Annotated in this window: 9 protein-coding genes; all 9 read right to left on the bottom strand. The window is 64.5% G+C overall.

The window, feature by feature from the left end:
* Nucleotides 1-160: 160 nt before the first annotated feature.
* The 9 genes from ACIPZG_RS21430 to ACIPZG_RS21390 all read right to left on the bottom strand — a co-directional run bounded on the left by ACIPZG_RS21430 (nucleotide 161) and on the right by ACIPZG_RS21390 (nucleotide 11,711).
* Nucleotides 161-1,450 (bottom strand): NAD(P)/FAD-dependent oxidoreductase, encoded by a 1,290-nt coding sequence (locus ACIPZG_RS21430; RefSeq protein ID WP_400716672.1) that lies wholly within the window; start codon nucleotides 1,448-1,450, stop codon nucleotides 161-163.
* Between the two features lie 134 nt (nucleotides 1,451-1,584).
* On the bottom strand, nucleotides 1,585-3,549 hold the full coding sequence (locus ACIPZG_RS21425; RefSeq protein ID WP_400716670.1) for a DNA topoisomerase III: 1,965 nt from the start codon (nucleotides 3,547-3,549) through the stop codon (nucleotides 1,585-1,587).
* 240 nt (nucleotides 3,550-3,789) lie between these two features.
* A complete protein-coding gene (locus ACIPZG_RS21420) occupies nucleotides 3,790-4,224 on the bottom strand; it encodes a GNAT family N-acetyltransferase (protein ID WP_008092882.1) in 435 nt (144 codons plus the stop codon).
* The gene (locus tag ACIPZG_RS21415; protein WP_400716668.1) at nucleotides 4,217-5,383 is read right to left on the bottom strand and encodes a JmjC domain-containing protein; all 1,167 of its coding nucleotides are present in this window, start codon (nucleotides 5,381-5,383) and stop codon (nucleotides 4,217-4,219) included. The genes ACIPZG_RS21420 and ACIPZG_RS21415 overlap by 8 nt, the downstream gene beginning before the upstream one ends.
* An 81-nt stretch (nucleotides 5,384-5,464) precedes the next feature.
* Nucleotides 5,465-6,835, bottom strand: a complete 1,371-nt coding sequence (gene purB, locus ACIPZG_RS21410; RefSeq protein WP_008092880.1) for an adenylosuccinate lyase — start codon at nucleotides 6,833-6,835, stop codon at nucleotides 5,465-5,467.
* Nucleotides 6,836-7,025: 190 nt separating this feature from the next.
* Nucleotides 7,026-7,652, bottom strand: a complete 627-nt coding sequence (hflD, locus tag ACIPZG_RS21405; protein ID WP_400642408.1) for a high frequency lysogenization protein HflD — start codon at nucleotides 7,650-7,652, stop codon at nucleotides 7,026-7,028.
* Nucleotides 7,649-8,773 carry a tRNA 2-thiouridine(34) synthase MnmA gene (gene mnmA / locus ACIPZG_RS21400; protein WP_400716664.1) on the bottom strand — a complete coding sequence of 375 codons (1,125 nt, stop codon included), beginning with the start codon at nucleotides 8,771-8,773 and terminating at the stop codon, nucleotides 7,649-7,651. Before mnmA ends, hflD begins: the two co-directional genes overlap by 4 nt.
* A gap of 59 nt (nucleotides 8,774-8,832) precedes the next feature.
* A complete protein-coding gene (locus ACIPZG_RS21395; protein WP_400716662.1) occupies nucleotides 8,833-9,273 on the bottom strand; it encodes an NUDIX hydrolase in 441 nt (146 codons plus the stop codon).
* A 212-nt stretch (nucleotides 9,274-9,485) separates the two neighbouring features.
* Nucleotides 9,486-11,711 carry an NADP-dependent isocitrate dehydrogenase gene (locus ACIPZG_RS21390; RefSeq protein WP_400716660.1) on the bottom strand — a complete coding sequence of 742 codons (2,226 nt, stop codon included), beginning with the start codon at nucleotides 11,709-11,711 and terminating at the stop codon, nucleotides 9,486-9,488.
* Nucleotides 11,712-12,195: the final 484 nt, after the last annotated feature.

The following is a 12,195-nucleotide window of genomic DNA, read 5'->3' as shown; positions in this document are numbered from 1 at the left end:
TCAAGATGAAACTCGGCGGCCTGAGCCCTGTGGCTTACAGAGCCCAGGCCGCGTAGCCTTACACACTCAGCGTCCAACTTTTGGGGTGCAGCTCAACCCCGCTGTGCGTGTGTGTAGGAGCGGATTCATCCGCGATGAGGCCCGAACAGATCCAACGCCTTCAGACCCGATCACGCATCCGATACCAGGCCTTGGCCGCCGCCTCCAGCGGCGCAGCCAGCAAATCACCCCCAGGGAATCGCCCGTTGTCGATCCCCTGGTACAAACTCAACAGCTCGTCGTCGCCCAGAATCGCATCGCTGACCGCCCGCGCCGCCGCCAGGGTCGGCAGCACGCCATGCCCGGAAAAGCCTTGCAGCCAGTAGCGCTGGCCCTGGCGGCCAACGTCCGGGGTGCGCTGGAAGCTGCAGTCGATGTGCCCGCCCCAGGCGTAATCGATGGTCACGCCGGCCAGTTGCGGGAATACCCGTTCCAGGTAGGGGCGGGTGGCGCTGGCGACATCCTTGGGGATGCCGCCCAGGTAGGTGCAGCCACCGCCGAACAGCAGGCGGTGGTCGGGGGTGAGGCGGAAGTAGTCGGGCACGAACTGGTTGTCGATCACGCAGCTGTTGCGCGGCAGCAGCGAACGCGCGACATCCGCCCCCAGCGGCGCGGTGGCCACCTGGTACGAGCCGACCGGCAACAACCGGCGCGACAGGCTGCGGTCGAGGCGGTCGATGTAGGCATTGCAGGCCAGCACCAGCACCTCGCAGCGCACCTCGCCCTGGGCGGTGCGGGCGATATGACCGCTGGCTGTCTGCTGCAGTTCCAGCACCTGGCTCTGCTCGAAGATCTGCCCGCCGTGGGCCTCGATGGTAGTGGCCAGGCCCTGAGCCAGCTTCAGCGGGTTGAGGTGTGCGCCCTTGGCGTCGTACAGCGCGGCCTGGTAGCGCGGGCTGTCGATCCACTGTCCCAGCTCGTCGCGGCCGATCAGGTGCAGGGCGTCATAGCCCCATTTGTGCTCGGCTTCGTGCAAGGCTTCTTCCAGCAGTTTCACCCGACGCGGCAGCACCGCCGTCCACAGGCTACCCATGCGGTAGTCGATATCGAAGCCATGACGCAGCGGCAATTGGCGCAGCTCGTCGGCGGCCCAGCACATGCTCTGCCACAGGCGCCGAGTGCGTTCCACGCCCAAGGCCTTTTCCAGCGGCGGCATGTCGCATGACCAGCCCAGCAAGGCCTGGCCACCGTTGCGCCCGGACGCAGCCCAGGCCACGCGGCTGGCTTCCAGCAAGGTCACACGCTTACCGGCCAGGGCCAGGCGCAGGGCGGTGTGCAGGCCGCTGAAGCCGGCACCGACGATCAGCACATCAGTGTCGTGAGAAGCTTGCAGGGTGGGGCGCAGAGGGATGCTGGCGGGGTAGGTCTGGGCGTAGTAACTGGCGACGTGCTGGGCGGATTGCTTGAACATGCCTGAGCCTCGTGAAAATTATTGTGATTATTTTCATGAAAACTTAGCAGGAAAATTTCACGACGCCAATCCGTTCGTTGTTTCGGGTGGCCTCATCGCCGGCTTGCCGGCGATGAGGCCAGAGCAGGCACACATCAACTGGAGGCCTTGCGTCGTGGCTGTCTCGGCTTGCTGCCAACCGTTTTGGCCCCGCTGCTGTCAGCCTTGCCTTTGCCTCCGGCGCGGCGCTTTTTCTTCCACGGCGCCGCCTTGCCCACCGCCGGCCCGCTGATGCTCATGCGCATGCCCCGGCAGCGCTCCACCAGCTTGCCCATCCACGCCGACTGCCGGGCGACGAATTCTTCCAGGCTCATTTCACCGCTTTGCACCATGTCCAGCGCCTGCTCCCAGATGGCGGTGGTACCGGGGTCGGCGATGGCGCGGGGCACGGCGTCGATCAGGCTGAACGCGGCCGGAGTGGCGGCCAGGGCCTTGCCGTTTTTCACCAGGTAGCCGCGGTCGAGCAGGCCCTGGATGATGCTGGCGCGGGTAGCCTCGGTGCCGATACCGGTGGTTTCCTTGAGCTTCTGCTTGAGGCGCGGATCGTCAACCAACTTGGCCACGTTCTTCATGGCCTTGATCAGGTCGCCTTCGGTGAATGGCTTGGGGGGCTGGGTCCACAGGTCTTTCAGTTGCAGGCTTTGCACCGCGCAGTCCTGGCCCTCGCGCAAAGTGGGCAGTACCTGGGCCGGCGCTGCCTCGCGGCCTTTGGCCGGGGTCAGTGCCTCGGGCAGGGCGCGGCGCCAGCCTGGCTCGACGATCTGCTTGCCCACGGCGCGCAGGGCGTGGCCGGCGCAGTCGAACTCGGCCTGGGTGCGGTCGTATTCATGGTTGGGCAGAAACTGCGCCAGGTAACGCGCGCGGATCAGGGTGTACACGGCCTTGTGCTTGGCCGGCAGGCGCGAGGGGTCGCTGGCTGCGGCAGTGGGAATGATGCCGTGGTGGGCGCTGACCTTGGCATCGTTCCAGGCCCGCGAGCGGCGCTGGGGTTCAAGGTGCTCCTGCAGCGGCGCGAGGCTGGCGTCGACGCGCTGCAGTGCAGCGAGGATGCCCGGCGCTTCGCTGTGCTGGCTGAGCGGCAGGTAACCGCAGTCGCTGCGCGGATAGGTGATCAGCTTGTGGGTCTCGTAAAGGGACTGGGCGATGTCGAGGGTTTCCTGGGCGCCGAGGCCGAATTTCTTCGAGCACAGCTCCTGCAGGGTGCCAAGGTCGAAGGGCAGCGGCGCGGCCTCGCGCACGCGTTCGGTGACAATCTTGAGCACCCGCGCCGTGCCGGCGTTGCCGATGGCGCTGGCGGCCGCTTGCGCCAGTGCCTGGTTGAGGCAGCGGCCTTGATCGTCGCAGGCGTCTTCTGGCGCGCGCCATTGGGCGTTGAAAACCTGGCCGGCCTGTTCCAGCTGCACATCGATGGCCCAGAACGGCACGGGCACGAAGTCGGCGATGCTGCGGTCACGGTCTACCACCAGGCGCAGGGTCGGGGTTTGCACCCGCCCCACCGGCAGCACGCCCTGGTAGCCGGACTGGCGGCCAAGCAGGGTGAACAGCCGGCTCATGTTCATGCCGATCAGCCAATCGGCGCGCGAGCGGCCCAGTGCCGAGTGATACAGATTGAAGGTTTCCTGACCGGGCAGCAGGCGCGCCAGGGCCTTGCGGATGGACGCGTCGTCCAGTGCCGACAGCCACAGGCGCTGGATCGGGCCGCGGTAGCGACAGTGCTCGACCAGCTCGCGGGCGATCATCTCGCCCTCGCGATCGGCGTCTGTGGCGATTACCAGCTCGCGTGCCTCCCCGAGCAGGCGCTTGACGGCCTTGAACTGGCTGGCGGTCTTGGGCTTCACCAGCATCTTCCACTTTTCCGGGATGATCGGTAGGTCGGCCAGGTTCCAGCGCTTGTAGCGTTCGTCGTAGCTGTCGGGTGGGGCGGTTTCGAGCAGGTGACCGATGCACCAGGTCACGCAGACGTCGGTGCCTTGCCAACAGCCGTCGCCTTTGCGCTGGGCGCCGAGGACTTTGGCGATGTCTTTTGCCTGGGAGGGTTTTTCGCAGAGGAACAGGCGCATGGCCGCAAATGCTTCATCGGGAATGATGGGCACTAGGATGCGCAAGCGGGGGCGCAGAGGCAAGTTTTATCTGGATGGATGTACAGGTTTCTGCGGGTCTGGATGTGTTGTCTGCACTGGCCTATTCGCGGGGCAAGCCCGCTCCCACAAGGTAGTCACTGTTCTTGAAGAGAGTGAAATACCTGTGGGAGCGGCGGTGCGGCGATCCGACTGGTCCCGCGAAGGGGCGGGCGAGGTGTATCAGGCAAACTCGCAGGAGTCGCGCACCATGTCCACGTGCGGGATGCCGGCTTCCAGGAACTCTTCGCTGACTACGCGAAAGCCAAGCCGCTCATAGAACGGTGTGGCATGCACCTGGGCGCTGAGCATCTGCTGCTTGAGATCGCGGTTCTGCGCCTCGACGATGACCGCATTGACCAGTGCGTCGCCAACCTTCAGCCCGCGCCAGTCCTTGAGCACCGAGATACGCCCGATGGTGCCGTCCGCCAGCAGGCGCGCGGTGCCGATCGGGTAATCACCTTCCAGGGCCAGGAAGTGCAGGGCTTCCTGGTCTTCCGAGTCGAATTCGAGCTCCGGCGGAATGTGCTGTTCGGCGACGAAAACGGCTTCGCGGATGCGGCGGATGTCGGCGTTGTCTTTCTGCCAGTCGGCGAGGCGCACACGAATCTTATTCATTGGCGAATCCCAGGCTCCCTTGGTTGATCAGTTGCTGTACCAGCATAAGGCCATCTTCATCCTGCAGCCATTCGCCGAGGTTGTCGATGTGCAAGGCGTCGGCGGCGCAGACCAGCTTCAGCAGTTCGCGCAGCTTGGCCGGCAGCGGGCAGCTGCGACCGCTGGCGAACAGCATCAGGTCGTCGTTGAGCTCGGACCAGGCCATGCGCGCGCTTGGGTTGCGGATCAGGATTGCGCCATCTTCGAGGGCTTCGATCAGCTCTTCCTCGCTCAGCGCTTCACCGACGACCTGCTCCGGGTAGCGCGGCTCGGTCATGAACTGGCCGAACCAGGTCAACAGCAGGTCCTTGTCACCCATGTGCTTGTCGAGCAGCGCCTTGAGGCGGTCGAGGGCATCGTGCTGGATCTGGTGCGGATCGCTGACAGGCTCGGCGTCGGCGTCGCTGTAACGCTCTTCGTCCGGCAGGAACTGGCCGAGGAAGTCGGTGAAGTGGGTCAGCACTTCGGCAGCGCTCGGCGCGCGGAAACCGACCGAGTAGGTCAGGCAGTCGTCGACGGCCACGCCGTAGTGGGCCAGGCGCGGTGGCAGGTAGAGCATGTCGCCAGGCTCCAGGGTCCATTCGCCGCTCTGTTCGAATTCGGCGAGGATGCGCAGGTCGGCGTGGGGCAGCAGCGGGCTGTCGCTGTTGCACATCTGGCCGATCTTCCAGTTGCGCTTGCCGTGGCCTTGCAGCAGGAACACGTCGTAGTTGTCGAAGTGCGGGCCGACGCTGCCACCTGGGGTGGCGAAACTGATCATCACGTCGTCGATGCGCCAGCTCGGCAGGAAACGGAACTGCTCCAGCAGTTCAGCCACTTCCGGCACGAACTGGTCAACGGCCTGAACGAGCAGGGTCCAGTCCTGTTCCGGCAGCTCGGCGAAGGTGTCTTCGTTGAACGGGCCGCGGCGCAGTTCCCACGGGTGGGCGCCGTGCTCGAGCACGATGCGCGACTCGACTTCCTCTTCCAGGGCCAGGCCGGCCAGTTCGTCGGGGTCGATCGGGCTTTCGAAGTCCGGGAAGGCCTGGCGCACCAGCAGCGGCTTCTTCTGCCAGTAGTCGCGCATGAATTCGCGGGCCGAGATGCCGCCGAGCAGCTGAAGTGGAGTATCAGGATTCATGTTCAACCTATTGAAAAAACGTAATTTTCGTCCGGGAATAAAAACGCCCGGCGAGGCCGGGCGTTGAGCGCGACGGTCAGCTTAGATGCGTTTGGCCTGTGCTGCCGCGTTGCCGATGTAGCTGGCAGGGGTCAGCAGCTTGAGTTCGGCCTTGGCTTCGGCTGGCATGTCCAGGCCGTCGATGAAGGTCAGCAGCGCTTCAGGGGTGATGCCCTTGCCACGGGTCAGCTCCTTGAGCTTCTCGTAGGGGTTCTCGATGTTGAAGCGGCGCATGACGGTCTGGATCGGCTCGGCCAGCACTTCCCAGCAGGCGTCCAGGTCGGCGGCGATACGTGCGGTGTTGACTTCCAGCTTGCCGATGCCTTTGAGGCTGGCTTCGTAGGCGATGACGCTGTGGGCGAAGCCCACGCCCAGGTTGCGCAGCACGGTGGAGTCGGTCAGGTCACGCTGCCAGCGCGAGATCGGCAGCTTGCTGGCCAGGTGCTGGAGCAGCGCGTTGGCGATACCCAGGTTGCCTTCGGAGTTCTCGAAGTCGATCGGGTTGACCTTGTGCGGCATGGTCGACGAGCCGATTTCGCCAGCGACGGTCTTCTGCTTGAAGTAGCCCAGCGAGATGTAGCCCCAGACGTCGCGGTCGAAGTCGATGAGGATGGTGTTGAAGCGGGCGACGGCGTCGAACAGCTCGGCGATGTAGTCGTGCGGTTCGATCTGGGTGGTGTAGGGGTTGAACACCAGGCCCAGCTCGTCTTCGATGAAGGCGCGGGCGTTGGCTTCCCAGTCGATCTGCGAGTAGGCCGACAGGTGGGCGTTGTAGTTGCCTACGGCGCCGTTGATCTTGCCCAGCAGCGGCACGGCGGCAACCTGGGCGATCTGACGCTCCAGGCGGTACACGACGTTGGCCAGTTCCTTGCCCAGGGTGGTCGGCGAAGCCGGCTGGCCGTGGGTGCGCGACAGCATCGGCACGTCGGCGTGGGCGTGGGCCAGGGCGCGGATGGATTCGGCGATCTGGCGCATCAGCGGCAGCAGCACGTCGTCACGACCCGCGCGCAGCATCAGGGCATGGGACAGGTTGTTGATGTCCTCGCTGGTGCAGGCGAAGTGGATGAACTCGCTGACCTTGGCCAGCTCAGGCAGCTGGGCGGCCTGCTCCTTGAGGAGGTATTCGATCGCCTTGACGTCGTGGTTGGTGGTGCGCTCGATTTCCTTGACGCGTTCGGCGTGCTCGAGCTTGAAGTCGGTGGCCAGGCTGTCCAGCAGGGCGTTGGCTTCGGCGGAGAACGCCGGCACTTCGCCGATTTGCGGGTGAGCGGCCAGGCGCTGCAGCCAGCGCACTTCGACCAGGGCGCGGAAACGGATCAGGCCGAATTCGCTGAAGATGGGGCGCAAGGCCTGGGTTTTGCCGGCGTAACGGCCGTCAACAGGGGAAACCGCAGTGAGCGAAGAAAGCTGCATGGGGTGTTCTCGGACAGTCAGGCTTTTGGAAGGGCGCATATCATACATGAAAAATGCCTGTAGGAGCGGCCTTGCGTCGCGAAAGGGCTGCGAAGCAGCCCCAGCAATTTGTGTGCATGCTCGGACCCTGGGGCCGCGTTGCGGCCCTTTCGCGACGCAAGGCCGCTCCTACAAAGGTTGTGCGCATTTCTCAGGAGGCGTTGCGCATCATGTCGTACAGTTCGTTGAGCAACTTGCGCCGGCTGAACACCAGCTGCCAGCGGTGCCCGCCCAGCTGGCGCCACAGGCGCGCAGCGCGAATGCCGGAGAGCAGCAGGGCGCGGATCTTCGAGGCATTGCTGGCCTGCTGCAGGAAGCGCATGTCGCCATGCACCTGGATGCGCTGGCGCAAGGTGCTCAAGGTGTCCTGGTACAAGGCTCCACTGGAGGCGATGACGTTTTCGTGAACCAGGCCAAAATGCTCGGCCTGCGACTGGATCTGCGGCAGGCGATTGCCGATGGTGTCGAGCAGGTCGCCGCGCTTGTTCAGCTGGCGCTCCAGGCCCAGCATCGACAGGGCATAGCGCAGCGGTTCGCGCTGCAGGCTGTTGGGGTCGCGCTCCAGGGCGCCGACCAGCGCGCGGTAGCCGTCGCGCAGGTTCAGGTCGTCGCCACCGAACACTTCCAGGGTGTCCTTCGGGTCGCGCACCAGCAGGCTGCCCAGCATGCAGCCGATGTTGGCCTCGCTGGCCTGGCCGGTGCGGGCGATGCGGTCGACCAGCACGGCGGCCTGGAATACTCCGCCCAGGGCAATCAATTGCTCCTGCAGGTTGCTCATGCGCGCGGGCTCCACGGCTCGGCGGTTTCGATCACGCCGCCGCCCAGGCACACCTCGCCGTCATAGAACACCACCGACTGTCCCGGGGTCACGGCGCGCTGCGGCTCGTCGAACACGGCGCGGTAGCCGGTTTCAGTCAGCTCCAGGATGCACTGCTGGTCGCTCTGGCGGTAGCGCACCTTGGCGGTGAGCTTGCGCGGGCTGCTCAAATCGATCGGGTTGACCCAGAAAATTTCCGAGGCGAGCAGGGCGCGGGAGAACAGCCAAGGGTGTTCGTTGCCCTGGCCGACCACCAGCACGTTGCGGGTCAGGTCCTTGTGCAGCACGTACCACGGCTCGTCGCCGGCGTCCTTCAGGCCGCCGATGCCAAGGCCCTGGCGCTGGCCGATGGTGTGGTACATCAGGCCGTGGTGGCGGCCGATCACTTCGCCTTCGGTGGTTTCGATGTTGCCCGGCTGGGCCGGCAGGTACTGCTTGAGGAAGTCGCTGAAGCGGCGTTCGCCAATGAAGCAGATGCCGGTGGAATCCTTCTTCTTGGCGGTGGCCAGGCCGTGTTTTTCGGCGATGGCGCGCACTTCGGGCTTTTCAAGCTCGCCGACCGGGAACAGGGTGCGGGCGATTTCCTTGCCGCCGACGGCATGCAGGAAATAGCTCTGGTCCTTGTTCGGGTCCAGGCCCTTGAGCAGTTCGGTGAGCTCGCCGGTGTCGCGGCGGCGCACATAGTGGCCGGTGGCGATCAGGTCGGCGCCCAGCGACAGGGCGTACTCGAGGAACGCCTTGAACTTGATTTCGCGGTTGCAGAGGATGTCCGGGTTCGGCGTGCGGCCGGCCTTGTATTCCTCGAGGAAGTGCTCGAACACGTTGTCCCAGTACTCGGCGGCGAAGTTGGCGGTGTGCAGCTTGATGCCGATGCGGTCGCACACGGCCTGGGCGTCGGCCAGGTCTTCACGGGCGGTGCAGTACTCGGTGCCGTCGTCCTCTTCCCAGTTCTTCATGAACAGCCCTTCCACCTGGTAGCCCTGTTCCATGAGCAGAAGGGCGGAGACGGAAGAGTCCACGCCGCCGGACATGCCGACGATGACGCGGGTCTTGGCGGGGTCTTTGAGTGCTGGGCTGGTCATGGTTACCGATGTGTATCAAGGGGGAAAAACGCCGATTCTATCAAACCCGGGGCGGCGCGTCAGTCGCGCAGCAGATCGAGGCTGTGCAAGGGGCCTTTGAGGTAGTCGTCCAGGCAGCGTGGCACCAGCTCGCTGCGCCAGCGGCTGGGGTCGGCCAGCAGTTCTTCGCGGGTCAGCCAGACGGCGCGGACGATATCGCTGTCCAGGGCCAGGTCGGCGTGGTGGCGCACGGGGCGGGCGGCGAAGCAGATGCGCTGGTAGGTCACGCCGTTGCTGGGGGCGGTGTAGAGGTAGATGCCGACCACGCCGGTGAGCTCGACTTCCCAGGCGGTTTCTTCGAGGGTTTCGCGCAGGGCGGCCTGGGGCAGGGTCTCATTGGGTTCGAGGTGGCCGGCGGGTTGGTTGAAGACGTGCTGGCCGGCTTTGAATTCTTCGACGAAGAGGAATTTGCCTTCGTGTTCGACAATGGTGGCGACGGTGATGTGGGGTTGCCAGGTCATTTTGTGGGCTCCATGAGCCTTTGTAGGAGCGGCCTTGCGTCGCGAAAGGGCTGCGCAGCAGCCCCAGCGATGTATGCGGCGCCGCTGAAATTCTGGGGCCGCCCTGCGGCCCTTTCGCGACGCAAGGCCGCTCCTACAAGGGCACGGCAGTGCTTCAGAAAGCACAAACCCCGGTGCGTGGCCGGGGTTTGTGCTGTTACTTCAAGCGAACCTTACAGGGCGGCAATGGCGCTGTTCAGGGTCTGGCTTGGGCGCATCACCTTGGCGGTCAGCTCGGCATCCGGGGCGTAGTAGCCACCGATGTCGGCCGGCTTGCCCTGAACGGCGTTGAGCTCGGCGACGATGGTCGCTTCGTTCTCGATCAGGGTTTTGGCCAGCGGTGCGAAGCGCGCTTGCAGGGCGGCGTCGTCGCTCTGGGCAGCCAGGGCTTCGGCCCAGTACAGGGTCAGGTAGAAGTGGCTGCCGCGGTTGTCGATACCACCGACTTTGCGCGAAGGCGACTTGTTGGTGTCGAGGAACTTGCCGGTGGCCTGGTCCAGGGTGTTGGCCAGGACCTTGGCGCGCGGGTTGTCGTAGGTGTTGCCCAGGTGCTCCAGGGAAGCGGCCAGGGCCAGGAATTCACCCAGCGAATCCCAACGCAGGAAGTTCTCTTCAACCAGCTGCTGTACGTGCTTCGGTGCCGAACCGCCGGCGCCGGTTTCGAACAGGCCACCGCCGTTCATCAGCGGCACGATCGACAGCATCTTGGCGCTGGTGCCCAGCTCCATGATCGGGAACAGGTCGGTCAGGTAGTCGCGCAGCACGTTGCCGGTCACCGAAATGGTGTCCTTGCCTTCGCGGATGCGGGCCAGGGAGAACTTGATGGCGTCGACCGGAGCCAGGATGCGGATGTCCAGGCCAGAGGTGTCGTGATCCTTCAGGTACTGCTGCACCTTCTCGATCATCACGCCGTCGTGGGCACGGGCCGGGTCCAGCCAGAACACCGCAGGGGTGTCGCTCAGGCGGGCACGGTTGACGGCCAGCTTGACCCAGTCCTGGATCGGCGCGTCTTTGGTCTGGCACATGCGGAAGATGTCACCGGCTTCGACGTTCTGCTCCAGAACGACCTTGCCCTTGCTGTCGACCACGCGCACGACGCCATCGGCCTTGACCTGGAAGGTCTTGTCGTGGGAGCCGTACTCTTCGGCTTTCTGCGCCATCAGGCCAACGTTCGGCACGCTGCCCATGGTGGTCGGGTCGAAGGCACCGTTGACTTTGCAGTCTTCGATGGTGGCCTGGTAGATACCGGCGTAGCAGCGGTCCGGGATGATCGCCTTGGCATCTTGCAGTTCACCGGCGGTGTTCCACATCTTGCCCGAGTCACGAATCATGGCAGGCATCGAGGCGTCGACGATGACGTCGCTCGGTACGTGCAGGTTGGTGATGCCCTTGTCGGAGTTGACCATGGCCAGGGCTGGACGCTCGGCGTACAGGGCCTGGATGTCGGCTTCGATCTCGGCCTGCTTGTCAGCTGGCAGGTCCTTGATGCGGGCGTACAGGTCGCCGATGCCGTTGTTGGCATTGAAGCCTGCTTCGGTCAGCGCGGCAGCGTGCTTGGCCAGTACTTCGCCGTAGAACGCTTCGACGATGACGCCGAACATGATCGGGTCGGAGACCTTCATCATGGTGGCCTTCAGGTGGACCGAGAACAGCACACCGGAGGCCTTGGCATCAGCGATCTGCTCGGCGATGAAGGCTTTCAGGGCCTTGCGGCTCATGGTGGCGCAGTCGATGACTTCGGCGGCTTTGACGGCGGTCTTTTCTTTCAGCACGGTGGTGCTGCCGTCTTTGCCGACCAGCTCGATGCGCAGGCTGTCGTCAGCCTCGATCAGTGCGGCCTTCTCGCTGCCGTAGAAGTCGCCATTGTTCATGTGGGCAACGTGCGACTTGGAGTCGGCGGCCCAGGCACCCATCTTGTGCGGGTGCTTGCGAGCGTAGTTCTTGACCGACAGCGGCGCGCGGCGGTCGGAGTTGCCTTCGCGCAGTACCGGGTTCACGGCGCTGCCCTTGATGCGGTCGTAGCGCGCGCGGGATTCTTTTTCTTCGGCGGTGGCCGGCTCGTCGGCGTAGTCAGGGATGTTGAAGCCCTTGGCCTGAAGCTCTTTGATCGCCGCTTTGAGCTGCGGGACCGAGGCCGAGATGTTCGGCAGCTTGATGATGTTGGCTTCAGGGGTGGTAGCCAGTTGGCCCAGCTCCGCCAGGTGATCGCCTACCTGCTTCTCGGCGCCCAGTTGCTCCGGGAATGCCGCGAGGATACGGCCAGCCAGGGAAATGTCGCGGGTTTCGACGGCGATGTCAGCCGAAGCGGTGAAGGCTTCGACGATCGGCAGCAGCGAGTAGGTGGCGAGGGCGGGGGCTTCGTCGGTGAAGGTATAGATGATCTTGGAACGGGTGGGCATGCGGGTTAACTCTCTATGTGCTGAGCGTACTCGAGTCTCGTGGTGCGCAGGGTAAGCGCTTCGCTCCGGCGACGCCATGAGCGGAAAGTCGAGAGGCTGCGAGCGGTGATGGTGGATGCATCAGTCGAGCGTCAAGTGCTGAGCTGCGGTAACAACCCAGGCTTTTGGCCATTGCTGGCCGAGGGCGAGCCGCATTTACCTGGGATTCGCCCCGATGACCCTTGGGTCGCGGCGCAGTATATCAAACCAATCAGGCTATTCAGCAAGACGAAGTGACATCGGCGCCATTTATAAGACCAAAGACGTAGGGGCAATGCGGTGCGTTGCCGCAGGTTTGGCGGTGGTGGTCCTGTCGTCGGCAAGCCGGCTCCCGCAGGGGTTGGCGGTGCCTGGGCTTTTTGTGGGAGCCGGCTTGCCGGCGATAGGGCCTTGCAGGTCGGCGGATGTGGTTTAGGCTCAGTGGGATCGCATGATGTCCAATCAC

The sequence above is a fragment of the Pseudomonas sp. NPDC089395 genome (assembly GCF_044749525.1).
In the GTDB taxonomy this organism is placed as follows: Bacteria; Pseudomonadota; Gammaproteobacteria; order Pseudomonadales; family Pseudomonadaceae; genus Aquipseudomonas.
Note: the sequence above shows the minus strand (reverse complement) of the source record. Positions and strands in the feature narration are given on the sequence as shown.

Bases quoted from the DNA above. Each gene is read 5' to 3' on its own strand.
- ACIPZG_RS21430 (WP_400716672.1), bottom strand. From the start codon at position 1,450: ATGTTCAAGCAATCCGCCCAGCACGTCGCCAGTTACTACGCCCAGACC.
- ACIPZG_RS21425 (WP_400716670.1), bottom strand. From the start codon at position 3,549: ATGCGCCTGTTCCTCTGCGAAAAACCCTCCCAGGCAAAAGACATCGCC.
- ACIPZG_RS21420 (WP_008092882.1), bottom strand. From the start codon at position 4,224: ATGAATAAGATTCGTGTGCGCCTCGCCGACTGGCAGAAAGACAACGCC.
- ACIPZG_RS21415 (WP_400716668.1), bottom strand. From the start codon at position 5,383: ATGAATCCTGATACTCCACTTCAGCTGCTCGGCGGCATCTCGGCCCGC.
- purB (WP_008092880.1), bottom strand. From the start codon at position 6,835: ATGCAGCTTTCTTCGCTCACTGCGGTTTCCCCTGTTGACGGCCGTTAC.
- hflD (WP_400642408.1), bottom strand. From the start codon at position 7,652: ATGAGCAACCTGCAGGAGCAATTGATTGCCCTGGGCGGAGTATTCCAG.
- mnmA (WP_400716664.1), bottom strand. From the start codon at position 8,773: ATGACCAGCCCAGCACTCAAAGACCCCGCCAAGACCCGCGTCATCGTC.
- ACIPZG_RS21395 (WP_400716662.1), bottom strand. From the start codon at position 9,273: ATGACCTGGCAACCCCACATCACCGTCGCCACCATTGTCGAACACGAA.
- ACIPZG_RS21390 (WP_400716660.1), bottom strand. From the start codon at position 11,711: ATGCCCACCCGTTCCAAGATCATCTATACCTTCACCGACGAAGCCCCC.